Source organism: Entomomonas asaccharolytica (genome assembly GCF_016653615.1).
GTDB lineage: Bacteria > Pseudomonadota > Gammaproteobacteria > Pseudomonadales > Pseudomonadaceae > Entomomonas > Entomomonas asaccharolytica.
The window spans coordinates 2679089-2703396 of the sequence record NZ_CP067393.1; the positions used below are offsets into that span (position 1 = coordinate 2679089).

Here is a 24308-nt window from a genome sequence, read left to right on the forward strand (position 1 = left end):
TCTACATATATCGCGCTAACATGATAAGATAAATGACTAGTTCGAAAGATTCTAGAATGGAATGATCCTATGCCTATTGGAAAGTACCTATTACTCCTTACATTATTCGCTGTTATAACTGGCTGTGCAGATCGCCCTCCTCAAAATCTGGATAATATTTGTAGTATTTATAAAGAAAAACGCCATTGGTACAAAGCTTCCTTAAATACCGAGCGTAAATGGGGTGTTCCGCCACAAGTGCCAATGGCTTTTATCCATCAAGAATCAAAGTTTGATGGCTCTGCTCTACCACCACGTAAATATATTCTTTGGATTATCCCTTGGGGACGCGTCTCTACAGCTTATGGTTTTGCTCAAGCACAAACCATGACATGGAATGACTATATCAAAGACACGGGTAATTCTGGTGCTAAACGTAATAACTTTGCTGACAGCATGGATTTTATTGGTTGGTATATGGATAAAACACAAAAAGTTAACGGTGTTTCTAAATGGGATGCCTATAACCAATATTTAAATTATCACGAAGGTTGGGGTGGTTATAAGCGCAAAACTTATAATAGCAAATCTTGGTTAATTGGTGTTGCTCAAAAAGTAAAAACGCGCTCAGGTAACTATGGCACACAATACAGTGCTTGTAAGGAAGAGTTGATGAAACCACAAGGCTTTTGGGAATGGGTACTTGGCGTATGAATTTAATCAACCATACGCAACGCCATAAAACCTGCAAAACCGCAGAAAGCTAATACTAAGGCCATATTCATAGCCCCATAGAAATGCAATAAACCTACCACAAAACTGGCAATAAAACCTAAACCAAACTGCGTGGCTACTGCTAAGGCAGAAGCGGCACCTGCTTGTTTAGGATACAAAGACATTAAGCAGGCTATACAATTAGCGCCAATAGTGCCCGTTACAGAGATATAACAAAATAGAAAGAACATCACTGACCACATGCCACCCCATTCAAAATAAGCAACCACTAATAAAAAAGCACCTGCTAAACAAGCAACTGTAGTACCTATCCGCAAAATTGGACGTGGTCCATATCGCTTAACGAAATGACTAGCCGTAAATGTAAAAATCATTATGCCAATTACATTTAAACCAAACACCCAACCAAAATACTGGTCTGGCACACCAAAATGCTTAATAAACACAAAGGAAGAAGCTGTGATATAAGCAAACATGCCAGCAAAAGTCATTCCCATACAAAGAATATAACCTAACGCATTTTTATCTAACAAAATATGCCAATAGGCGCTAAATGCTTTAGCTATGCTACCCCCACGGTGTTCTGCTGACAGTGTCTCTTTAATAAATAATACCGAGATAAAACATACTAAGCCAAATAAAAATAAACCTAAAAATAATGAGCGCCAGCCAAACCATAACATCAAATAGCCGCCAATTAAGGGCGCAATTAAAGGTGCGATCATGGTCACAACATGCATGATTGATAAGGTATGAGCAGCCTTATCTAAGGGTAATAAATCGCGTACGATTGCCCTTGCTAATACAGAGGCTGCACCACCACCAATGGCTTGAATTATCCTAAATAAAACCAATTGATCGGCTGAGGCAGCCACAAAGCAGGCTAAACTGCTTAACAAATAAAGAAAAATACCAACAATCAAAATAGCTTTACGACCATAACGGTCTGACAGAGGGCCATAAAACAACATGCCTATACAAAAACCTATTAAAAAACCACTGATACTCCATTGTACTTTTGCTTGGGTAGCGCCTAAATTTTCTGCAATAGTAGGTAAACTAGGCAAATACATATCGATGGATAGTGGCCCAAAAGCTACCAATGCTGCTAATAAAACTAAGAAAGGAACAGATATTCCATGCTCTAATTTAGTTGCAGAAGACACTTTAAACTCCTTATTTTTATATGAATAGCAAGTGCTCTTATGTCCATTATTATCTTAATTTACCATTCTAACAGAAAAAATTAATTCAATGCGCAAGATCAATAATATTTAATATTAGACAAGGAAAGCTGGCTGTTTTCTATGAAAAGTACCATTTTTTCTAGGAAAAAAGCATTCTTTTTAAAATTAACTCAAGGCATTATAAATAGGCAATCAAATAAAAATAAAATTGGAGTTAACAAATAATGAAAAAACCTGAAGATTATCGCGCAGATACTAAACGTCCTTTTACGGGTGCAGAATTCTTAGAGAGTTTAAGAGATGGCCGTGAAATTTATATCTATGGTGATAAGGTTGAAGATATAACTACCCATCCCGCATTTCGTAATGCTGCTGCTTCTGTAGCTAAACTATATGATGCATTACATGACCCAGAAACAAAAGATGAACTATGCTGGGAAACCGATACAGGTAATGGTGGTTATACCCATAAATTCTTTCGTTTTGCTCGTAGCCCTGAAGAATTACGCGAGCAACGTGATGCTATCGCAGCGTGGGCAAGAATGTCTTATGGCTGGATGGGTCGCACCGCTGACTATAAAGCAGCCTTTGGTGATGTATTAGGTGCTAACCCTGAGTTCTATGGCAAGTTTGAGCAAAATGCAAGAGATTGGTATAAACGTATTCAAGAAAGCTGCTTATATTTAAACCATGCTATTGTTAATCCTCCAATTGATCGTAACAAACCAGTGGATCAAGTAAAAGATGTATTTGTTTCTGTTAAAAAAGAAACAGCAGAAGGTATCTATGTCAGTGGTGCTAAAGTAGTGGCGACTAACTCAGCATTAACCCACTACAACTTTATTGGACAAGGTTCAGCCCAATTATTAGGTGATAATACAGATTTTGCTTTAATGTTCCTAACGCCAATGAATGCCAGAGGTGTTAAATTAATCTGCCGTCCTTCCTATGAACTAATGGCAGGTATGACAGGCTCTCCTTTTGATTATCCACTATCAAGCCGTTTTGATGAAAACGATGCAATCCTTATTTTAGATGATGTATTTATTCCTTGGGAAAACGTATTCATCTACCGTGATTTTGATCTTTGTAAGCGTTGGTTTGGTGAAGGTGGTTTTGGCCGTTTATTCTTAATGCAAGCGACTGTACGGTTAGCGGTCAAATTAGACTTTCTAACAGGGGCATTAGTTAAAGCTTTGGAATGTACAGGTGCGTTAGATTTCCGTGGGGTATCTGCCCAAGTGGGCGAAGTAGTCGCATGGCGCAATATGTATTGGGCATTAACCGATGCAATGTGGTCAACTGCTGCTCCTTGGAAAAATGGTGCTTACCTGCCAGGTAACGAACCCATGCATGTATATCGTAATCTTACTTCTACTGCCTACCCAGCTATTAAGAAAATTGTTGAACAAACTGTAGCCAGTGGTCTTATTTATTTACCATCAGGTGCGCGTGATCTTAAAAACCCTGAATTGGATAAATACCTGAGTGTTTACTGTCGCGGTTCAGCGGATATCAGCCACCATGATCGTATTAAAATCTTAAAACTATTATGGGATGCTATTGGTAGTGAATTTGCAGGTCGTCATGAACTTTATGAGATCAACTATGCAGGCAACCAAGATGAAGTGCGTTTACAGTGTTTTGGCCATGCACGTGCTTCTGGCTCCATGCAAAAAATGTTAGATCTGGTTGATAAATGTCTTTCTGATTACGATATTGATGGTTGGAAAGTTCCACACCTACATAATTCAGATGACTTCAATATGCTGGATAAAATCCGTCAGTAAACAAGCGTTGTAACAAAAAAAAGCTAAGTGGTGATATACTACTTAGCTTAGATAGGCGTAAAATAAAAATGACTATGATAGAACTAACCCCTACTCAAAAAGCGTTTCGTAACTCAATGGCATCAATGGCGGCCGCTGTTAATGTTATTACTACCAATGGTAAATCAGGCCGTTGTGGTATTACTGCAACAGCCGTATGCTCTATTACAGATACACCGCCCACAATTCTAGTATGTATCAACCGTAATAGTGAAATGAATGCTATCTTTAAAGAAAACGGGCACCTTTGCGTGAATGTACTCTCAGCAGAACATCTTGAAGTTGCACAACACTTTGCAGGTATGACGGGTGTTGAAATGGGTAACCGTTTTGATTTACATGATTGGCAAGATGGGCTACATAATCTACCTGTGTTAAACGATGCCTTAGCGAGCTTGCAAGGCCGTATTTCACAAATGTCTGAAGTAGGTACACACACGCTATTCTTTGTAGAATTAGATGATATTAATGTAAGAACCGATGGTGATGGCTTAACTTACTTTAACCGAGCATTCCATACTATTCCTAGGAATTAAATAAATAGAGGGTAGATCCTTTCAAAAGATCTAACCCTTTTACTACCAATAACTACTTATATTGGAAAATATTTTGATCAACACATTCTTTAAACAATGCTATAACTTGTTGAGTCACTAATTCAGTAATAACATCTTTAGTATCATACTTAGTTAATCCAAGTGGTAAAACCCACCAACTGACCCAAGTTCTAGTTGCAGTACTATTTTTTCCAGATTTAATTAATTCACCCTCATTATCATAAACTTTCATAGTTACAATAAATTCATCAGTAGCATAAACAGGCACTAACCCTAAACTAAATAATTGTGTAATAGGTACCCAATCTGTCCAAACTTTATCATAATTATCATATACAATCAGCTCTATTGTATAATCGATTGGTTTTTTGTTCTGATAAGCACGATCTGTTTTATCACGATCAAATATAAGTGCATCTTGTTCAACTTGATCTTTATCAAAAGTAAAATAATTAAACAAATGAGCTTCATTTACTATCTTAGTTACACCATTTTTTAATGCCGCATCAGCTCGTGGATCTGACTTTATAAACTTATTCGGGTTACCATTAATCCACTTAGTTTGAATATAAGCATTTGGTTTATTTTTATAATGTCCCAATGATGGTAGTTCAGGTTTAGATATAGACTTTTCTACAAAAGTAGCTTGACAACCAGATAATACAAATATTACAGACAATAATAATTTAACTAGTTTCATAGTAACCCTTAATGATTATTTCTTTTTAAAAAAGGAGTAAATGTTAACATATGTAACATTTTATTACTTAACTATTTCTCTAATTAACGCATAAAATATTGACGATATGGCTGGTGTGCCATGGTCTTTCGATACTCTTTTGGTGTTGTACCAGATTGTCTTGCAAAAAACCGACTAAAATAAGCGGGATCTTGAAAACCTAATAAATAGCCAATTTCCATAATACTTTGTTCAGTGAATAATAATGAATACTTTGCTTCTTGCATCAATCGATCATGAATAAGTTGCTTGGGTGAAATATTACCTATTTGGCGACATATCTCATTTAATTTAGCTTCTGTTATATTCATCTGATTAGCATAAGCACTTAACAGCCAATGCTCTTTATAGTGTTCCTCAACAAGCTCTGTAAATTGACGAAATATGTGGCTAGATTCAAACTGTATTGAATCCACAGCCGACAAATGACTTTGCTCGGCTAAACGAAAGATGCTAATAAAAATTAGTTTTACCAATCCCTGTAATGTTGCTGCTTTACCTATTGAATTAGCATTACTCGCCTCTTTCCGTAATCGATCTAGCAAATAATCTAAATGATAAGCCTCACCCATTAACGCTTGTGGCAGTTTATTGATAGCCACGCACGCTGGGGTTATTTTAAAGTTATTTTTTAATTCAGGAATTTCATCCAATAGCGACCAGATAACTTGTTGGCGTACGGTTAATACATGCCCATCACTTCCATCTTCTGTAACAAAGGAATGTGGTACAACGGGAGGAGTAAGAAAAAATAATGGCGCTTCACCGTGGTATTGATGTTCATCTAAAAATAAATGAATCACCCCACTTTTAACATAATGAACTTGGAAGAAGCGATCATGGCGATGCGTACGCATAGTACGCCCGAAAAAATCAGCCAGATTACCTAATACTTCATAGTGAATATCAGCGTCTTTATAACGCTGATCATAGGCTTGCCCTATATTAATATTAGGAATATCTTCTTTGTGCATAACCACTGTCTACAATAATTAAACGCAGTTTATAAACTTAATCTAATTTACTTAAACTATCAACCAATACAGGACAGTGAGCTTTTTTTACAACTTTTATAGTAATGGAAGGATCAAAGAAACGATTTAATTTTGATAGATGGCGATGTCCCATCAGAATAAGATCACAATTTATTTTTTTAGCATATTTAATAATAACATCTGCTGTATCGCCACCAACAATTGTGCCTTTAGCTCCAATATCACCCGTAACTTTTAAATAACATAACGCATCTTGCATGACCTGCTCACGGCTTGTTGCAATATCAGCTTCTGTAGAATTTTCTAGGTACTTAATATTTTTTAATTTACCTGTAAAATTGTTATCAACATAAATTACTTCCACCTTTGTGTTCTCAACACAAATACGCTTTGCTAAATCAAGTAAACGAGTTGTATATTCCCAACCATCAATAGCAATAAGCACAGATGAAAACATAAAATTTCCTTATCATTTTAAAAAAATTACATTTGAGAATAATAAACTTTTTATAACATATTTTTAATCTATTGGATAGCTCTATACACTATAACAACATGATTAGTTGTATAAAAGATATATTGAATAGTTGTCATTAATAATAACTAGTTATTTTTATAGCATTCATGAATTATCAAAACTGCTCCATTCTAAATAAATTTATTTAAAGCGAGCATGTAATTCTTTTAAATGAACAGCGAATTTGTTATTTTGTTTATCAGCTGTCTTTTATATAAAAATAAACTATTACTCTACACGTAGCCTTTAATTATGATATTTTCACTAGAAGATTATTTTCAACAGCAAGCTCAACAACAACAGTATATCATTGACAAGATACAGCTACAGACTATCAAGCAATTATCTTATTTAAGCGAGCTACTTTGCTCTGGTAAAAAAATTAAAAAACCAGCTAGCTATTATCTATATGGCCCTGTAGGTAGGGGTAAAAGTTGGCTATTGAATATCTTCTTTGAAGGTATTCCTATCACAGAGAAAAAGCGATTCCATTTTCATAGTTTTTTTAGGCAACTTCATCAAAAGATTTTCCAATACTCCACTCACAAAGATTCTCTTAATCAAGCATTAGATGAGTTATTAGAGCATTGTAAATTACTCTGTTTTGATGAGTTTCATGTGCATGATATTGGTGATGCTATGCTAATGAGTCAGCTATTTAAAGCGCTGTTTGAACGCAAAATAGCTGTGATTACAACCTCTAATTATTCACCACGTGAGCTATTACCTAATCCGCTATATCATGAACGCTTTCTGCCTGCTATCAAGTTAATTGAAAAACATATGACAATAATTAATATTGCAGGTGAAACAGATTACCGTACATTACCTCAGGCAAAAAAACAGGGCTTTACAGCGGGCTACTATATTACGCCTGCATCCATTGAGCAAAGACAACAATTATCTTTACCTGAATACAACGCACAAACAATATCGTTACAGGTTGGTAATCGTACCCTTGCTCCTGTTTATTATTCTGATAACACAATTTTATTTAATTTTGAAGATATTTGTGAGGGAAATACTGCCAGTATGGACTATCTTATTCTCACAGAAACATTTAATACTTGGATAATAGATAATGTTCCCTTATTGAATAAAACCAGCATAGGCGCACAACAGCGTTTTATTAATTTAATTGATATTTTGTACGATCAAAATAAATGCTTATATCTCTTGGCCCATTATTCTTTACAACAGACCTTAGCAAATGCTGCTATTAGTGATATGGTGAGAACACAAAGCAGGCTTAACCAACTTCAAAAATGCTGATAGCCTTTGCTTGTAAAAGAAAGTAGCTGTCCATTATTATCAATTACTTTAACACCTTGCCCTTGCTCTACTCTGCCAATTACTTGTATAGAAGGATACTGGTTTTCTAATTCTGCGATATAACCAGTTGGTATAGTAAAAGCCAATTGATAATCATCCCCTCCTGTCAACATTAATTGTTGACATTGTTGCAATGGATAATTAGCTTGTAAGTCTGCACTTAAACGCAGCTTATCTAATTCAATAACTAATGCTACTTGAGAAGCCTTGGCAATATGCTCACAGTCCGCTAACAAACCATCAGAGATATCTAAACAAGCTGTTGCCTTATCTCTCAATGCCATAGCAATTACTAACTGAGGAATAGGAGACCAATATTGTTTTAATAATGGAGATGAAGCAAAGGGTTTATCCGCTAGTACCATAGGTAAAGCGCCAGCTGCCTCACCTAAGCAACCAGAAATACATAACAGATCACCTACTTGAGCGCCATCTCTACGTAACGCTTTGCCCATAGGGACTTCGCCAAGTACTGTAATAGTGATTGCTAGTGGGCCTTTAGTGGTATCACCGCCTATTAACTGAATAGCACATTCTTTGGCTTTTACGCACAAGCCTTCTGCAAACGCTTGCAACCAATTTTCATTAACTTCTGGTAAGGTTAGTGCCAATGTAAAACCAATAGGTTTTGCCCCCATCGCTGCAAGGTCACTCACTGTAACTGCTAAAGCGCGTTGAGCAATAAAGAAAGGATCACCCTTTGTTGGAAAATGAACATCAGCAACCAGTGTATCAGTAGAAATAGCTATTTCCATTGCAGGGCTTGGTTTTAGTAAAGCACAATCATCACCAATACCTAAAGCAATAGCAGCCGTTAAGGTTGCACATGGGGCGTTTTTGAAATAGTGTTGAATTAACTCAAACTCGCCCATGGATACTTAACCTATTTTTTAGAACGGGTTTCAGCTTGACGTAATTTAGGTGCTAAACGATCTAAAATACCATTAACAAACTTATGGCCATCTGTTGCTCCAAAAGTTTTTGCTAACTCAACACCTTCATTAATCACCACCCGATAAGGAACATCAATACGCTCTAATAATTCAAAGGTGGAAAGTCTTAAAATAGCTAACTCTACAGGGTCTAATTCCTTAAGAGCTCGATCTAACAAAGGGCTAAATGCTTCATCAATTTCTGAAATACGGGCAGGAACACCATGTAAAATGGCTTTAAAATAATCAGTATCAACTTTAGAAAAATCGTTATCTACATAAAATTGTGCTTCAATCTCATTGAGACTTTGCCCAGCCATATGCCACTGGTAAAGAGCCTGCATAGCCAAACTACGCGCCCTACAACGAGCAGCAATTTTGCCACGTAATGGTTTATCTGCATTGGGTTTATCAGAACTACTCACTTCGCCTCCAATTGTCCCAATAAATTAACCATTTCTAATGCTGATAAAGCTGCCTCTGCCCCTTTATTGCCAGCTTTAGTGCCTGCTCTTTCAATTGCTTGCTCAATAGTATCTACTGTTAGCACGCCAAAGGAAACAGGCACATCATATTGTAAAGAAACTTGGGCTAACCCTTTAGTACATTCGCCCGCTACATACTCAAAATGAGGAGTACCACCACGAATGACTGCGCCTAAAGCAACAATAGCCGCAAACTCATTGCGTTGTGCTATTTTTTGGCAAACTAACGGAATTTCAAAGGCTCCTGGCGCACGGATAATGGTAATATCTTTTTCTTTTACACCATGGCGAGTTAAAGTATCCACTGCACCTTCTACTAAGCTTTCAACCACAAAGCTATTGAAACGACCTACTACAAGGGCGAAACGACCTTTAGGTGTAGCAAATGTACCTTCAAGGGTATGTAATGTCATAACGAAATCCCATCATTTATAAAGAGCTTATATTTAACAAAATTATTATAGCTAAATATCAGCAAAAATACTTAAATTATCTGCTAATTATACAGGTGGAATATACTCTACTACTTCCAAACCAAAGCCTGATAAAGCATTAAAACGTGCTGGCGTACTTAATAAACGCATTTTACGCACACCTAAATCGCGTAAAATTTGTGAGCCGCCACCTACTACACTATAGGTAGCTTGAGGATTTACTGTAGCAGGTTCTAGTTTTTCCTGTAAATTCTCCAACAATGAATGACCGTCTAAGGAGTTACCCAACAATAATACAATACCATTGCCCTCTTCAACTACACGCTGCATAGCACCACGTAGGCTCCAACGACCAGTCTGTGCTACCTGCAATAAATCACGTAAAGGATCAAGATTATGCACACGTACTAATACAGGTTCTGACTCTTTAACCTCGCCATGCACCAACGCTAGATGAATATAACCATCTACTTCATCACGATAAGAAATTAATTTAAAATCACCCACCTCTGTTGCTAATGTTTGTTCTAAAACACGTTTAACAGTACGTTCATGGGTTAATCGATAGTGGATAAGATCAGCGATTGTACCAATCTTAATATTATGCTCTTGCGCAAACTTCTCTAATTCTGGGCGACGTGCCATCGTACCGTCATCATTCATTATTTCACAAATAACGGCTGATTCATTAAAACCACCCATTCGGGCTAAATCAGTAGCCGCTTCAGTATGACCTGCTCTCGCTAAAACACCACCTGGCTGTGAAATTAAAGGAAAAATATGGCCTGGACTTACAATATCTTCTGCCTTAGCATCTTCTGCACAGGCTGCTTGTACCGTCCTTGCTCTATCTGCTGCAGAAATGCCAGTAGTAACCCCTGTTGCAGCTTCTATAGAAATGGTGAACTTAGTACCAAATCCTGAACCATTACGTTGTACCATTAGGTTTAGACCTAGACGTTCACAACGGTCTTTACTCATTGGCATACAAATTAATCCACGAGCATGCTTTGCCATAAAATTAATATGTTCTGCTTCAACACATTGGGCAGCAATAATTAAATCACCTTCATTCTCCCGCCCTTCATCATCCATTAAAATAACCATCTTACCTTGACGAATATCTTCTACTAATTCTTCTATTGTATTTAACGCCATTTCGTCTCCTATTTATTTTAATAAATTACTCGCTGCACACTCGTTTTACTTTAAGCCAATAAAAAACCTCGTCAAAGACGAGGTTTCTATTTTAACGCTAGTTGTCGTATTAGTAATTACTTTTTAGCAGATTCTTTGCTGTCAGCTGCTTTTTTAGCAGTATCTGCTTTATCATCTGGCTTCTTAATATCTAATAATTCAACATCAAAAATCAATACTGAATTAGGTGGAATTACTGGTGGTACACCATTTGCGCCATAAGCCAATTCACTAGGAATATATAACTTAACTTTTTCACCTACTTGCATTAACTGCAACGCTTCAACCCAACCAGGAATTACAGTATTAACAGCAAATTCAACAGGCTCACCACGTTGAATGGAACTGTCAAATACTTTACCATCCACTAACTTACCTTCATAATTTACTTTAACAATATCTTTCTCAGTTGGTTTAGCACCAGTACCTTTTTGTACTACTTCATACTGTAAACCTGACTTAGTAGTAACCACTCCGTCACGTTTAGCATTTTCTTCTAATAATGCTTTACCTTTTTCTTCATAGGCTTTTGATTCTTCAGCAGCAATTTTTTGTACTTCTGCTTCAAGCACAGTCATTGCTGTTTGTATTTGCTCTTTTGATAATTTTGAATCTTTATCTGCTAAAGCATCATTTAAACCAGCTAAAATTTCATTGGTATCAAATGATTTAATACGCGTTACTGATAAATTTTTACCAAATTGATAACCAATAGAATAAGAAACATCTTTCATTTGATCAGATGATTCTGAACTTGCTGCTGGTACTGACGAGTTAACTCCAGCAGTTGCTGGCTTATCTGCCACTTTTGAAGTATCTGACTTTGAGTCACAAGCCGTTAATGAAAAAGCAAGTGTAGCCACCACAACAGCTAAATAATTTTTCTTCATACTATATCCTTACAAACCCACCTAAGTTTTACTAAAAATTAAGATAATAAAAAATTTATTAACTTATATAAACGTAATAATAACTAATTCTACTTACAGAAAATAGTTTCAAAGTAAGCATTCTAAAATACGCACCATAATAAATAATAAAGTAACTTTATTAAACTAGGAAATAAAACAAAATATTTCTTTCTGTTGTTTGTTAATTACTTAAAAATCGCTATTAGGCTTATTACACAAAGCGCCCATAATAACTATAAAAAATAATTTAATTATTTATAAAATAACTATTGTTTTTTGTGAAAAATCCCCTATAATACCTCGCCCATACGGTAACTAACTTATAAAGTTATTTTATGTATCTAGCATTATGATTTAATGCCCGGGTGGTGAAATTGGTAGACACAAGGGACTTAAAATCCCTCGGGTGAATAACCCGTGCCGGTTCGACTCCGGCCCCGGGCACCATATATAAAGGCTAACAGATTTAATTTGTTAGCCTTTTTTATTACCTACGTAGTTCTCTTCTATAATTTTTTGATTTTAATTTAAGTAATTGTACAACCAAGCATTTAGACGTCATATCTCTTGCTTCTATTTCCATATTTTCTTCTGTGTGCAACAGAAAATACTTTCCAATATTATGCGCTAGCAATTCACTTTGTCTTTTTTCAAACTCTTTTTTAACATTCTGTTGAATCTCACTATATTTTTCTTTACAAAAACACAGTAATTTTTCTTCTTCAAGCTTTACAATGTTATCTAATTTAAAATCTATATACATCTCTATTCGTTCATAACAATCACTTAGATGTTTTAATGAATTATTTTTATTAAGATACCTTAATAAAAATAACTCTTCCTTTTGAAAATCTTCAATGGTTAAAGGCTGTTTATTTAATAAATAAGCAAAGTCCTCAAGATAATCTATTTTATCTAGCCCATTTCTTTGTTCTGATGAGTTAATAGAAATATCTTTACTGAATGCAAAGATTTTATAAGAGAAGAAAACTAACAGTATTAACAAAATTGACAACATTAAAACAACAAGAAAATTATCGTTCATTTGATTGCCCTATTCTGATAATAATAAGTTCATCATAATCTGTTACATTAATTATGAGAATTAGACTTTAACCCTAATATCCTAAATTTAAAGAGTTATCATTGGGTTGAAAAAGGGATTTTTATCCAAAATGTAATTGTTTTTTTTAATTGCTATTACTTTATAAAGATATTTTTAACACAAATAAAAAAGGGTATCTAACAGATACCCTTTCCATTTTATCTATACAATTAAAAAAGTGGAATTGTATAATGAACATACAATCTAGTTTGATCTATATGCCCTGCTGATTGACTTCTAAATACAGCGTCTCGCCACTCAAGTGTTACACCTTTAAAGAATCCTTCTTGCATTGTATAAGCAATACTAAAATCTCTTTCCCATTCTTTCAACTTACCACGACCAGATTTAATGCCATGTCCTTTGGTATAGTTAATATGAGTTCTTAAACCTGGTAAACCCAGATCTTTAAAGTTATAGGTGTAATGAGCAAACCAAGAGCGTTCACCAGCACGGGTAAAGTTACCTATAATACGTTGAGTAATCATAGGCGCACTGGTTCCACCAATATCAGGATAAGCGGATGCTTGGTCAATATAAGAGGTGTTACTTCTACCAGAAACCACTAAATAGCCAACACCAATATCATGATTTTTAACCACGTAGTTAACATATGTTTGGTAGGTATTATTATTAACTTTACCTCGCGTTATGGCGTTACCTGCTGCATTTTTGCCATAGTAACCTGTAGCTGTATAGCCTTGGTCTCTACCCTTCTGGCTACCATTCTTGCCGTCACTACCACTATGCCAATAATAAAGATTAACATTTAATTTTCCAGGGCCTATTTTGTAAGAATCATTAGCACCTAAAAAATGTTGTCTATAAAAATCTTTTAAATTGCCATAGTAATATTTAACAGTCGCTGTATCTGTTAATTTGTATTCAACACCACCATAATAGAACTTGTTAGTGGCCACACCAACTCCTGCGCCTGTTGGTGCTAAGCCTTGGCGATTGGTTGAAGTTCTGCCTCTCGCATGTTCCATTTTGCCTAACACAATAGTTGTGTTATCAAATTCATTGGAAGTAATTTGTTGTCCATAGAAAGTTTGCGGAACAAGACGCCCATCATTGTGCCTTAGCACAGGGTTATAGGGTAAAAATCCACCGACTTCTAGCTTAGTTTTGGACACTTTCATTTTTAAAGTGGGATCTACTGTGCTGTAGGTATTTTCTGCTTTACCATTACGCTTAGTGGGGAACATTGTTCCTGGCACACGTTTTACATCACGCACATTTTTGTGAATAGTACCACCTGAGTCTAACCGAACAACTGTAGTACCAATCAGATCTAAACCAACCCCAACTGTACCTTCTGTAAAGCCAGATTTATAGCGGAAGGTAAATGCCTGACCCCACTCAGGACCTGCAGAACCTCTATGAGTATTACGATAGTCTTGTTCTGCATACATGTTTCTTAAATAAAGTTCTGCTGTACTATCTTTAACAAACTCTGCTTGTGCACAAGCTATTTCCCCAACAACTAAACTTAATAAAATTATTCTTTTCACGAATGTCTACCCCTATAAGAATACTAAGTCCCAATTTTTTATTGTAAAAACTCTTTCCTTAAAACATTAGGCTAAGTATTAAAAACACTTAACCTAATGGTATTGATTTTAAAGTAACGACTGTTTAACTACTCTTTACTTGGATCATATAATCCTGATTTAATTAATAAAGCAGGAATTACACCCATTAAACATAAAGCTATACCCACCCCAAGGAAACCAACACCAATACTAAAATGATCCGCTAAGAAACCAATAGTAATAGGCGCTAATACTCCCCCTATACGGCCAGCGTTATAAGCCCAGCCCATTGCAAAGCCACGCACTTTACCTGGGAAGCTTTCTGTCATATAAGTTCCCATTACGCTAATAGGAACACCAAACAATAAACCAAAGCCACACATGAGCCAGACTATATTGCCTTCGGTGTTATAAAGCACAATCAATGGAATAAAAATAGCTGTACCAATAGAGCCTACTGCATAAACGGCTCTTCTGCCTAACTTATCAGCTAACAGGCCACCCACAACTTTACCCAACATCATGGCAATAAAAGTGCCAATCATGAAGCTAGTCATTGCTTTAAAATTGACGCCTAATTCAGATTCTAAGTAGGAAGGCATCCAGTTCATTACGCCATAGTAGCTAAATTGGAAGAAAGTATTTACGAACATCCATGAAATAAATACCAGTAATACACCTTTAGCATCTACAATAGTTTTTAGCGAAGAATCCGATTTAACGACTGTTTTCCCTTGCGCAGCATCAACAGCGTCGCTTTGTTGTTTTTCAAGTTTTGCTTTCTTATTAGCAATCCATGAGGGTGGTTCTGGCACAAGGAAAAACATAATAACGGATAAGAATACAGGAATAATCGCTGTAAAGAACAGATATCTCCAACCCCATTCAGGAATAATCCATTTTGCTAATAAGCTGGCGATAACATAACCAATACTCCAACTAATAATTAGCATAGCCATAATAGTAGAACGATGTTTTTTGGTCACATATTCTGACATCAAGATACTACAAGATAAGTAAATGGCACCAATCCCAATGGCAGATAAAAATCTGATAATGGCAAAAGAATAGTAGCCATTGGTAAATCCTAATGCGGCTGTACCAACAGAGAAAATGACAATACAAACTACAATTGTTTTAACTCGACCAAAATAATCACAGGCCCAACCACCTGCAACACCTCCAAAGAACATACCTAATAAGGTAAAGGTTCCTAAACTCCCTTTTTGGGTCTGGCTCAGGCCAAATTCAGCCTCTAAACTATTTAAACTATATGATAAAAACATCATATCGGCAGCATCAATCATCAGCGCCAAAAAACAAAATACAAAAACGTAAATTTTTGTTCGCGTAGGAATTAGACTTACTGGATCTAAATCTTTATTTTCTGCTAAGGTTGTCATTGTTGTAATCCCTCAGTAATTAGATAAATTTATTTTTTAAAATTATAAAAAAAGTTAGTTATTTAATAATTTCTGTTAAACGCTCCTTAATATTCTTTATAGCTTCACTCACAATAGTTGTAATCAACTGCTCACAACTTGGAATATCGTGGATTAAACCCTGAACAATACCTATTGACCAAACTCCTTTATTACAATCCCCTTCTTCATAAACTAGTTTGCCTCTTTGTCCAGAAACTAAATGCGCAACTTCTTCAAAGGTAATCTTTTTAGAAGCTTCTAATTGACGAACCTGCTGACTTACATTATTACGTGCAACCCTAGTGGTATTACGTAAGGTGCGTAAAATTAAATCAGTGCTCCTTTCATCATTCTCTACAATAGTCTGTTTAATTTGCTGATGTATTGGACTCTCTTGTGTACACAAAAAACGAGTCCCCATATTAATACCATCAGCCCCTAGCGCTAATGCAGCTACCAATCCCCTACCATCAGCAAAACCTCCTGAAGCTAATATTGGTATTTTCACTTGCTCAGCCGCTAAAGGTAATAATATTAAACTAGGTATATCATCCTCTCCTGGATGACCAGCACATTCAAAACCATCAATTGAAATCGCATCAACACCTAATTTTTCAGCTTTTAAGGCATGACGAACCGCGGTACATTTATGAATAACTTTTATATTATGTTTTTTAAAAGCTTCAATATGCTGTTGTGGATTATTACCTGCTGTTTCAACAATAGTAATCCCTGACTCTATAATTGCTGCTCGATACTCATCATAAGGAATAGGTCGAGCTGTAGGTAACAATGTTAAATTAACAGCGAACGCTTTATCCGTCATTGCTTGGCAACGCCTTATTTCTTTATATAGTGCCTCAGCATTAGGCTGAGTCAAAGCGGATAAAGTACCTAAACCACCAGCATTAGCTACTGCTGCTACTAATTCTGCTGTAGCTGCCCACTGCATCCCACCTTGCATTATAGGATGTTCAACCCCAAATACTTGAGTAAAACGTGTCTCTAACTTATTCATACTCTAACCCTATATAAAGCAGACATCTAATTCCCTGATATCTGAATAAAAACTCTAGCTGTAATAAAACTAGAGTTTTTTATAAAATTAATCTTTTCGTAAACCCACCACGCCTTTTTCTTGAAGTTCAGCAAGGCGCTCATCAGAAAGATTTAAATTTTGTTTTAATACTTCAGCGGTATGTTGACCTAATAAAGGCGGTACCATTTTATATTCAACAGGTGTATCTGATAACTTAATAGGACACCCTACCATTTTTAATTTTTTATTAAATGGATGCTCCATTTCAATAACAAGCTCACGTTCCTTAGTTTGTGGCTCATTTAATGCTTGTTCAATATTATTAATAGGGCCTACAGGTACTTTAGCCGCGTTAATAATTTCTACCCACTCATCAGTAGTTTTTGTTAAGAAATGCTTGGCAAAAATATCATCTATCAACTCAACACGATTGATAATACGCTGAGCGTTAGTGGTAAATTTAGGATTGGTCGCTACCTCTGGTAAACCAATAGCCTGACACAGTGCAGCAAATTGCGTGTCATTACCACAGGCGATAATAAATTCCCTATCCTTGGATTTAAACACTTGGTAAGGCACAATATTAGCTGAGGCATTACCATAACTTAAGGGTATAACCCCTGATGAGAAATAATTCATTTCTTGGTTAGCAAGCAACGCAATCATCGTATCAAATAAAGCCATATCAATATACTGACCTTTACCTGTTTGAGTACGACTTAACAAAGCTGCCTGAATAGCAATGGCAGAATACAGTCCTGTGGAAAAATCAGCTAAAGCTATCCCTGATTTTTGAGGACCACCACCTGGTAAATCAGCTCGTTCACCCGTAATAGTCATAAATCCACAAGCACCCTGAATCATAAAGTCATAGCCAGGTTCTTTAGCACGTGTTCCATATTGACCAAAACCTGTAATTGAACAATAAACTAAGCCAGGATTAATTTTTGCTAGCGTTTCATAATCTAAACCATATTTCTTTAGATCACCTTGCTTATAGTTTTCAATTAAGACATCTACACCAGTGGCTAACTCTCTGATTAACTCTTGTCCCTCTGGAGAAGCAATATTGATTGCCACTGACTTCTTGCCACGATTTGTTGACAAGAAGTAAGCAGACTCAGACGTTCTATTACCTTCATCATCAGGTAAAAATGGGGGACCCCAACCACGAGTATCATCGCCCCTTCCTGGACGTTCTATTTTTATTACCTCTGCACCTAAATCAGATAATGTCTGACTACACCAAGGTCCAGCTAAAACTCGACTCATGTCAAGAACACGAATATGCGATAGTGCTCCCATAATTTACCTCTCAAATGAATTGTTGTTATTCTAAATTTAAAGTATTTATTGGTATGTATTAGACGCGTTCAATAACCATAGCTAACCCTTGACCAACCCCAATACATAAACTAATCACCGCATAACGTTGACCAGTACGTTGTAGTTGTCTTGCTACCGTTAAAGCTAAACGACCTCCCGATGCTCCCAAAGGATGACCTACTGCAATCGCTCCACCATTAGGATTCACTCGTGAATCATCTAAAGCTACATCCAGTCCTTTTAAACAGGATAACACTTGGCTTGCAAATGCTTCATTGATCTCGATAATGTCCATATCATTTAAGGTTAAACCCGCACGGGCTACTGCTTTTTAATCGCTTCTACAGGGCCTACACCCATAATACGTGGTTCTACACCTGCCGCTGCCGCTGATAAAATACGTGCTATTGGTTTAACGCCACGTTGTTCACCAATTTCTTGGTTACCAATTAGTAAAGCTGCTGCACCATCGTTAACACCAGAAGCATTACCCGCTGTGACTACACCACCTTCAAATAAGGATCTTAGTTTTGATAATGATTCAAAATCAGAGCTAGGACGTGGATGCTCATCTTCAGTGATGATTTTTGGTGGTGTCTTTTACCTGTAGACACTTCTACAGGACAAATTTCATCTTTAAAGAAACCAGCCTGACGAGCGGCTTCGTATTTAGCCTGTGATGCCGCAGCAAATCTATCTGCTTGTTCACGACTAATGCCAAACTCTTTAGCAACGTTATCACCTGTTTCTGGCATGCTGTCATTACCATACTTAGCCACTAAACGTGGATTAGGGAAACGTGAACCGATGGTTGTATCGTAAATGATGGCTGCACGGCTGTAAGCTGATTCTGATTTAGGAATAACAAAAGGCGCACGTGACATGCTTTCAACACCACCTGCTAAGTATAAAGCCCCTTCATTACAAGTGATGGCACGAGCCGCATCAATAATGGCCGCTAGACCACTCGCACAAAGACGATTAACGGTTTGGCCTGGTAGCGTGTAAGGTAACCCTGCTACTAATAATGCATTACGCGCTACATTACGAGAATCTTCACCTGCTTGGTTAGTAGAACCTAGAATAACATCTTCAATATCTTCTGCATTGAATTTGCTTTTTTCGATAAGTTGTTGCATAACGCCTGCAACGAGATCATCTGGACGGATGGAAGAGAGTGCACCTGCATGGCGTCCAAATGGTGTACGAAGACCCTCATAAATATAAGCTTTTAGCATTATTTTTCTCCTAATAATTCACTGTTATAACGAGTGAGCACTATTAAATACTCACTCTATATTTATTGTATTAATGGTTTATTGTTGTTTCTTCATGGCAAACAGGGATGCCCAATAAAGCCCTACGACGTAACCATGGGCTTGGGCGATAACGTGGATCACCTGTTGCTGCATTAATGCGCTCTAAAATAGTTAAAATACGTTTAGCACCTAAAATATCACCCCATGCTAATGGACCATTTGGGTAACCAAGCCCAAGACGTACCGCAAGATCAATATCCTTAACACTTGCTATTTGCTGTTGCGCAATATCACAAGCTAAATTCACGATACCTGCTAAAATACGCTGTACGATAAAGCCATTACTATCATGAATAACCGTGACACTCACCTCATCTTTAGCGAATAAGGCATGAGCAGCATCACGTATTTCTGTTTTAGTGATAGGTGTTAACATCAAAGTACGATGTTTTTCAATATTACAAAGTAAATCTATACACACCGTACGCTCAGGGTCTACGTTATAACGAATTGATGCAGTCGTTGCATCTTCACCCCATGGTGCTAATAAACAAATAGCATTAGCAGAAGGTTGTGTTGAAGTTTCAACAGTTCCACCTAACTTACTCACTAAATCAGTTAATACTTTACGATCTTCATCACACTCAACACCTAACCATACTGCTGGAATATTTGATACAGAAGGTACAGGTTGTGGCTGTGCAGGGTTTAACATAGTACCCTTATCATAACGATAGAAACCTTCATTTACTTTACGACCTAATAAACCAGCCACTAACATTTGACGAGTTAATGGATGTGGACGATAACGAGGCTCCTGATAAAACTGATTATAGATAGACTCCATGGCAGGGTGAGATACATCAAGTGCGGTTAAATCTAACAGCTCAAAAGGCCCCATACGGAAACCTGCACCTTCACGTAAAACTCGATCAATATCGCCAATAGTGGCAACACCCTCGCCTAAGATTTTTAACGCTTCTGTACCATAAGCGCGACCAGCATGGTTAACGATAAAGCCAGGAGTATCCTTAGCGCGAACACCTGTGTGTCCCATTTTCACCGCTAAATCTTGTAAAAGATCACAAATCGCTGGATCCGTTTTAATACCAGGGATCACCTCAACGACTTTCATTAAAGGGACAGGATTAAAGAAATGGAAACCTGCCACGCGCTCAGGATTTTTTGTACCTGCTGCAATAGCACTTACCGAAAGAGAGGAAGTATTAGAAGCAATAATAGCCTCTGGGCGTAAAATTTCTTCTAATTGTTGTACCAAACCACGCTTAACATCTAAATTTTCAACAATCGCTTCTACCACCATATCACAGGGAGCAAGCTCTTCAATTTTTGAGGTAACAATTAAATGATCAATAGATTGTTTGGCGGCTGCCTCAGTGATTTTCCCTTTTTCTACTAGTTTGTTAAGGGTTTTTGTTAAACTATCCTTGGCTGCTTGAGCGCCACCTTCACGAGCATCAAATAAAAACACATCAATATCAGCTTGGGCAGCAATTTGAGCAATACCAGCACCCATAACACCCGTACCGATAATACCCATTTTTGTTATCGTTTGAATAGCCACAATTTATTCTCCTTTGTAATTTGGTGCACGCTTCTCAACAAAAGCATTAGCACCTTCTTTTTGGTCTTGAGAGTTGAAAAGAATTTGGAATGCTTTACGCTCTAACATTAGTGCAGCATCTAAAGGTAAATCCATACCTGCTAAAACAACTTCTTTAATTTGGGCAATAGCAATTGGTGGCATTTTGGCAATTTCTTTAGCCATTTCAATCGCACGAGGGATGGTTTGATCGTTGGCAACTACTTCGCTCACTAAACCAATAGTTAAAGCTTCAGGGGCTTTTATCATACAACCCGTTAAAATCATACGCATTGCTTGGTATTTACCAACCGCACGAATTAAACGCTGAGTACCACCTGCACCAGGCATCACACCCACTTTAACTTCTGGCTGACCAAAACGGGCAGATTCTCCTGCGATAATAATATCGGCATGCATCGCTAACTCACAGCCACCACCTAAGGCATAACCATTTACCGCGGCAATAACAGGTTTTGGGCAGTTGGCGATAGCTTGCCAATAATGTTCTGTATGACGACTGTACATAGCAATAGTAGTAGCCGTAGTCATATCTTTAATATCTGCACCAGCAGCAAATACTTCTTCGCCGCCTGTTAATACGATAGCTCTAATTTCAGCTTTATTACTAAGATCAAGGAAAACATCAGCTAACTGCTTTCTTACATCATTACTAAGCGCATTTTTAGCTTGTGGGCGGTTCAAACGAACAAGTGCAACTTGTTCAGCAGGATATTCAACTAATACTAGAGGTTCTGACACTGCTTCCATATTTACAACTCCACTCAATTTATTTATTTTGTTATGCGAAATATGATTTTGTTTTCAATTTCATTCTATCTCAGTAAAACTAATGAGTAAATGAAATAACTTTATATTATTTGTAATTTGTTGAATAATAATAAAATATAGGATTTTTATAAGACTTATGTATATCAAAATATTTCACGATACGAAATATAGTTTTGTTTCTATTGATTTTTATTAAGGACTCAGTTTATTATGCAACCCTATAAAAACAAAAAAGGGAGTCAAAAACTAATGCAGTTAGATAGTAACCATCACCGTTTACTAGATCCAATGAATAATGCTGATGAAGAAATTAAAGATCGTCAGTTTGTTACTGCACTAGCTAGAGGTTTGGAGCTATTAAGATGTTTCGGCCCTAAAGAAACTGCTTTGGGTAATCAAGAGCTGGCTCATAAAACTGGCCTACCAAAACCTACTGTTTCCCGTTTAACACATACCCTTACTCGTTTAGGTTATCTAAAAAAACTACCTAACACCAGTAAATACCAATTAGATGTAGGCGTATTAGCATTTGGTTATAGACTACTTAATAACCTATCTATTAAAAGTGTGGCGAGACCTTTAATGGAAGAAATGGCTAAATACGCTAAAGCTGCTGTAGCGATGGCAACCAGAGATAGGCTACAAATGGTTTACCTAGATGTAGTCCATGGGGAAGCCAATTTAACCATGCGTCGTCAAGCAGGTAGTTACTTACCTATTCATGCGAGCTCGGTAGGCCGTGCTTGTTTAGCAGCCATGCCAGAAAGTGAACGCGAATTTATCTTAAACCATTTAAAAACGCGCAATAAGCAAGAATGGCCTGCTATTCAAAAAGGATTAGAACAAGCTTTTAAAGATTATAAGAAACATGGCTATTGTCTATCATTGGGGGATTGGCATAGAGAAGTTAACTCAGTAGCTGTACCAATGATTGATAATAATGAATTAATTGTATTTAATTGCGGCGGCCCAAGTTTTCATTTATCTAGAGAAAAAATAGAAACCGATATTGGGCCACGTTTAGTCAATATGGTTAGCAATATTCAAGGCACCATACAATAATAACAAACTAAATATTAGGAGAAAATAATGATTAGAGACCAGGAAACACTGAATATTTTATTAGACTCAATTAATAATTTTGTTAAAAATGAGTTACAACCTATTGAAGAAGAAGTAGCAGACAACGACGAAATACCTGAAGATGTAGTGCAAAAAATGCGCGAGTTAGGATTATTTGGCTTCGCCCTACCTGAGCAATATGGCGGTTTTGGGGTAACCATGGAAGAAGAAGTACAAATAGCATTTGCTTTAGGGCATACTTCTCCAGCTTTCCGTTCATTAGTAGGTACTAATAATGGTATTGGTGCACAAGGTATTTTAATTGATGGTACGGAAGAGCAAAAAGAAAAATACTTACCAAAATTAGCATCAGGTGAAATTATTGGCTCATTCTGCCTCACTGAACCTGACTCTGGTTCAGATGCTGCGTCATTAAAAACCACAGCCATTAAAGATGGCGATCACTATATTCTTAATGGTACTAAACGTTTTATTACCAATGCACCTCATGCAGGTATTTATACGGTAATGGCTCGCACTAATCCCGATATCAAAGGCGCTGGTGGTATCTCTGCTTTTATTGTAGAAAGAGGGACACCTGGGCTAACTATTGGTAAACCAGATAAGAAAATGGGACAACAAGGTGCTCATACCGCCGATGTTATTTTCGAAAACTGCCGTGTTCCTGCATCACAACTTATTGGCGGTGTAGAAGGTGTTGGCTTTAAAACAGCGATGAAAGTACTCGATAAAGGTCGTTTACATATTGCTGCTACTTGCGTTGGTGTAACCGAAAGAATTTTAAGAGAAGCCTTGCGTTATGCAATGGAAAGAAAACAATTTGGTAGACGTATTGTAGATTTCCAAATGATCCAAACTCTACTTGCCGAAAGCAAGGCAGAAGTTTATGCGGCTAAATGTATGGTAATAGACGCTGCACGCAAAAAAGATGAAGGTCAAAATGTAATCACTGAAGCCTCCTGCGCCAAAATGTTTGCCTCAGAAGTTTGTGGCAAAGTGGCAGATCGTGCAGTACAAATTTTTGGTGGTGCTGGTTATATTAAAGATTATGGTATTGAACGCTTTTATCGTGATGTACGTTTATTCCGTATCTATGAAGGTACTACCCAAATACAGCAAATTGTAATTGCCAGAAATATGGTAAAAGAAGCAGAAAACGAAGGTTTTTAAAAAATATATGATACTTTGTTTTTAATATTTTCACCCACAGCAGAAGATAAAGAGGACCCCCATGAAGGTACTTGTAGCAGTTAAACGAGTGGTTGACTACAACGTAAAAGTCCGTGTTAAAGCAGACAATACCGGAGTTGACC

Annotated in this window: 22 protein-coding genes, 1 tRNA gene and 1 pseudogene; 7 read left to right on the forward strand and 17 right to left on the reverse strand. The window is 36.9% G+C overall.

Annotated features, from left to right (window positions below; translation table 11 throughout):
- Positions 1-69: 69 nt before the first annotated feature.
- Positions 70-693, forward strand: a complete 624-nt coding sequence (locus JHT90_RS12460) for a transglycosylase SLT domain-containing protein (protein ID WP_201091490.1) — start codon at positions 70-72, stop codon at positions 691-693.
- Positions 694-695: 2 nt separating this feature from the next.
- Here JHT90_RS12460 and JHT90_RS12465 read toward each other — a convergent pair whose 3' ends face one another.
- A complete protein-coding gene (locus tag JHT90_RS12465) occupies positions 696-1880 on the reverse strand; it encodes a Bcr/CflA family multidrug efflux MFS transporter (RefSeq protein WP_201091492.1) in 1185 nt (394 codons plus the stop codon).
- Between the two features lie 245 nt (positions 1881-2125).
- On the opposite strand from JHT90_RS12465, the gene hpaB reads away from it, so the two are divergent.
- Both hpaB and hpaC read left to right on the forward strand, forming a co-directional pair.
- Positions 2126-3691: a 4-hydroxyphenylacetate 3-monooxygenase, oxygenase component gene (hpaB, locus tag JHT90_RS12470; RefSeq protein WP_201091494.1), complete on the forward strand. Its 1566-nt coding sequence runs from the start codon at positions 2126-2128 to the stop codon at positions 3689-3691.
- A gap of 74 nt (positions 3692-3765) precedes the next feature.
- The gene (gene hpaC / locus JHT90_RS12475) at positions 3766-4266 is read left to right on the forward strand and encodes a 4-hydroxyphenylacetate 3-monooxygenase, reductase component (RefSeq protein ID WP_201095886.1); all 501 of its coding nucleotides are present in this window, start codon (positions 3766-3768) and stop codon (positions 4264-4266) included.
- Positions 4267-4318: 52 nt separating this feature from the next.
- Here the strand turns inward: hpaC and JHT90_RS12480 are convergent, their stop codons facing one another.
- From JHT90_RS12480 to JHT90_RS12490, 3 genes are all read right to left on the reverse strand, one after another.
- Positions 4319-4987, reverse strand: a complete 669-nt coding sequence (locus JHT90_RS12480; protein ID WP_201091496.1) for a hypothetical protein — start codon at positions 4985-4987, stop codon at positions 4319-4321.
- Positions 4988-5070: 83 nt separating this feature from the next.
- Positions 5071-6000 carry a 4-hydroxyphenylacetate catabolism regulatory protein HpaA gene (gene hpaA, locus JHT90_RS12485; RefSeq protein WP_201091498.1) on the reverse strand — a complete coding sequence of 310 codons (930 nt, stop codon included), beginning with the start codon at positions 5998-6000 and terminating at the stop codon, positions 5071-5073.
- Positions 6001-6037: 37 nt separating this feature from the next.
- Positions 6038-6478, reverse strand: a complete 441-nt coding sequence (locus JHT90_RS12490; protein WP_201091499.1) for a universal stress protein — start codon at positions 6476-6478, stop codon at positions 6038-6040.
- Between the two features lie 312 nt (positions 6479-6790).
- On the opposite strand from JHT90_RS12490, the gene zapE reads away from it, so the two are divergent.
- On the forward strand, positions 6791-7810 hold the full coding sequence (zapE, locus tag JHT90_RS12495; RefSeq protein ID WP_201091503.1) for a cell division protein ZapE: 1020 nt from the start codon (positions 6791-6793) through the stop codon (positions 7808-7810).
- Here the strand turns inward: zapE and thiL are convergent.
- The 5 genes from thiL to JHT90_RS12520 all read right to left on the reverse strand — a co-directional run bounded on the left by thiL (position 7798) and on the right by JHT90_RS12520 (position 11808).
- Positions 7798-8742, reverse strand: coding sequence for a thiamine-phosphate kinase (gene thiL / locus JHT90_RS12500; RefSeq protein WP_201091504.1), 945 nt, complete (start codon positions 8740-8742; stop codon positions 7798-7800). The two genes, zapE and thiL, sit on opposite strands and share 13 nt — an antisense overlap.
- A gap of 11 nt (positions 8743-8753) precedes the next feature.
- Positions 8754-9227 (reverse strand): transcription antitermination factor NusB, encoded by a 474-nt coding sequence (gene nusB / locus JHT90_RS12505; RefSeq protein ID WP_201091505.1) that lies wholly within the window; start codon positions 9225-9227, stop codon positions 8754-8756.
- On the reverse strand, positions 9224-9700 hold the full coding sequence (ribH, locus tag JHT90_RS12510) for a 6,7-dimethyl-8-ribityllumazine synthase (RefSeq protein ID WP_201091506.1): 477 nt from the start codon (positions 9698-9700) through the stop codon (positions 9224-9226). The genes nusB and ribH overlap by 4 nt, the downstream gene beginning before the upstream one ends.
- Positions 9701-9787: 87 nt before the next feature.
- Entirely contained in the window at positions 9788-10879 is a 1092-nt protein-coding gene (gene ribBA / locus JHT90_RS12515; RefSeq protein WP_201091507.1) for a bifunctional 3,4-dihydroxy-2-butanone-4-phosphate synthase/GTP cyclohydrolase II, read from the reverse strand.
- A gap of 116 nt (positions 10880-10995) precedes the next feature.
- A complete protein-coding gene (locus JHT90_RS12520) occupies positions 10996-11808 on the reverse strand; it encodes an FKBP-type peptidyl-prolyl cis-trans isomerase (protein WP_201091509.1) in 813 nt (270 codons plus the stop codon).
- Between the two features lie 380 nt (positions 11809-12188).
- Between JHT90_RS12520 and JHT90_RS12525 the strand changes: the two genes are divergently transcribed.
- Positions 12189-12276, forward strand: a tRNA-Leu gene (locus tag JHT90_RS12525).
- 40 nt (positions 12277-12316) lie between these two features.
- Here JHT90_RS12525 and JHT90_RS12530 read toward each other — a convergent pair.
- The 8 genes and pseudogenes from JHT90_RS12530 to JHT90_RS12565 form a co-directional block, all read right to left on the reverse strand.
- Positions 12317-12874 carry a hypothetical protein gene (locus JHT90_RS12530; RefSeq protein WP_201091510.1) on the reverse strand — a complete coding sequence of 186 codons (558 nt, stop codon included), beginning with the start codon at positions 12872-12874 and terminating at the stop codon, positions 12317-12319.
- 230 nt (positions 12875-13104) lie between these two features.
- The gene (locus tag JHT90_RS12535) at positions 13105-14448 is read right to left on the reverse strand and encodes an OprD family outer membrane porin (RefSeq protein WP_201091519.1); all 1344 of its coding nucleotides are present in this window, start codon (positions 14446-14448) and stop codon (positions 13105-13107) included.
- A 128-nt stretch (positions 14449-14576) separates the two neighbouring features.
- Positions 14577-15872, reverse strand: coding sequence for an MFS transporter (locus JHT90_RS12540; protein WP_201091520.1), 1296 nt, complete (start codon positions 15870-15872; stop codon positions 14577-14579).
- Between the two features lie 58 nt (positions 15873-15930).
- Positions 15931-16911: an NAD(P)H-dependent flavin oxidoreductase gene (locus tag JHT90_RS12545; RefSeq protein WP_201091521.1), complete on the reverse strand. Its 981-nt coding sequence runs from the start codon at positions 16909-16911 to the stop codon at positions 15931-15933.
- A gap of 87 nt (positions 16912-16998) precedes the next feature.
- Positions 16999-18237 carry a CaiB/BaiF CoA transferase family protein gene (locus tag JHT90_RS12550; protein ID WP_201091522.1) on the reverse strand — a complete coding sequence of 413 codons (1239 nt, stop codon included), beginning with the start codon at positions 18235-18237 and terminating at the stop codon, positions 16999-17001.
- A gap of 58 nt (positions 18238-18295) precedes the next feature.
- A pseudogene (locus tag JHT90_RS12555) lies at positions 18296-19496 on the reverse strand (3-oxoadipyl-CoA thiolase).
- A gap of 70 nt (positions 19497-19566) precedes the next feature.
- Complete coding sequence (locus JHT90_RS12560; protein WP_201095887.1) at positions 19567-21078, reverse strand: 3-hydroxyacyl-CoA dehydrogenase; 1512 nt, start codon at positions 21076-21078, stop codon at positions 19567-19569.
- A 27-nt stretch (positions 21079-21105) separates the two neighbouring features.
- A complete protein-coding gene (locus tag JHT90_RS12565) occupies positions 21106-21891 on the reverse strand; it encodes an enoyl-CoA hydratase (protein ID WP_201091523.1) in 786 nt (261 codons plus the stop codon).
- Positions 21892-22161: 270 nt separating this feature from the next.
- On the opposite strand from JHT90_RS12565, the gene JHT90_RS12570 reads away from it, so the two are divergent.
- Entirely contained in the window at positions 22162-22974 is an 813-nt protein-coding gene (locus JHT90_RS12570) for an IclR family transcriptional regulator (protein WP_236253953.1), read from the forward strand.
- Positions 22975-23001: 27 nt separating this feature from the next.
- Entirely contained in the window at positions 23002-24165 is a 1164-nt protein-coding gene (locus tag JHT90_RS12575) for an acyl-CoA dehydrogenase family protein (RefSeq protein ID WP_201091534.1), read from the forward strand.
- Positions 24166-24308 lie beyond the last annotated feature (143 nt).

Coding starts and splice junctions, on each gene's coding strand:
- JHT90_RS12460 (WP_201091490.1), top strand. CDS start 70: ATGCCTATTGGAAAGTACCTATTACTCCTTACATTATTCGCTGTTATA.
- hpaB (WP_201091494.1), top strand. CDS start 2,126: ATGAAAAAACCTGAAGATTATCGCGCAGATACTAAACGTCCTTTTACG.
- hpaC (WP_201095886.1), top strand. CDS start 3,766: ATGATAGAACTAACCCCTACTCAAAAAGCGTTTCGTAACTCAATGGCA.
- JHT90_RS12480 (WP_201091496.1), bottom strand. CDS start 4,987: ATGAAACTAGTTAAATTATTATTGTCTGTAATATTTGTATTATCTGGT.
- hpaA (WP_201091498.1), bottom strand. CDS start 6,000: ATGCACAAAGAAGATATTCCTAATATTAATATAGGGCAAGCCTATGAT.
- JHT90_RS12490 (WP_201091499.1), bottom strand. CDS start 6,478: ATGTTTTCATCTGTGCTTATTGCTATTGATGGTTGGGAATATACAACT.
- zapE (WP_201091503.1), top strand. CDS start 6,791: ATGATATTTTCACTAGAAGATTATTTTCAACAGCAAGCTCAACAACAA.
- thiL (WP_201091504.1), bottom strand. CDS start 8,742: ATGGGCGAGTTTGAGTTAATTCAACACTATTTCAAAAACGCCCCATGT.
- ribH (WP_201091506.1), bottom strand. CDS start 9,700: ATGACATTACATACCCTTGAAGGTACATTTGCTACACCTAAAGGTCGT.
- ribBA (WP_201091507.1), bottom strand. CDS start 10,879: ATGGCGTTAAATACAATAGAAGAATTAGTAGAAGATATTCGTCAAGGT.
- JHT90_RS12520 (WP_201091509.1), bottom strand. CDS start 11,808: ATGAAGAAAAATTATTTAGCTGTTGTGGTGGCTACACTTGCTTTTTCA.
- JHT90_RS12530 (WP_201091510.1), bottom strand. CDS start 12,874: ATGAACGATAATTTTCTTGTTGTTTTAATGTTGTCAATTTTGTTAATA.
- JHT90_RS12540 (WP_201091520.1), bottom strand. CDS start 15,872: ATGACAACCTTAGCAGAAAATAAAGATTTAGATCCAGTAAGTCTAATT.
- JHT90_RS12545 (WP_201091521.1), bottom strand. CDS start 16,911: ATGAATAAGTTAGAGACACGTTTTACTCAAGTATTTGGGGTTGAACAT.
- JHT90_RS12550 (WP_201091522.1), bottom strand. CDS start 18,237: ATGGGAGCACTATCGCATATTCGTGTTCTTGACATGAGTCGAGTTTTA.
- JHT90_RS12560 (WP_201095887.1), bottom strand. CDS start 21,078: ATGGGTATTATCGGTACGGGTGTTATGGGTGCTGGTATTGCTCAAATT.
- JHT90_RS12565 (WP_201091523.1), bottom strand. CDS start 21,891: ATGGAAGCAGTGTCAGAACCTCTAGTATTAGTTGAATATCCTGCTGAA.
- JHT90_RS12570 (WP_236253953.1), top strand. CDS start 22,162: ATGCAGTTAGATAGTAACCATCACCGTTTACTAGATCCAATGAATAAT.
- JHT90_RS12575 (WP_201091534.1), top strand. CDS start 23,002: ATGATTAGAGACCAGGAAACACTGAATATTTTATTAGACTCAATTAAT.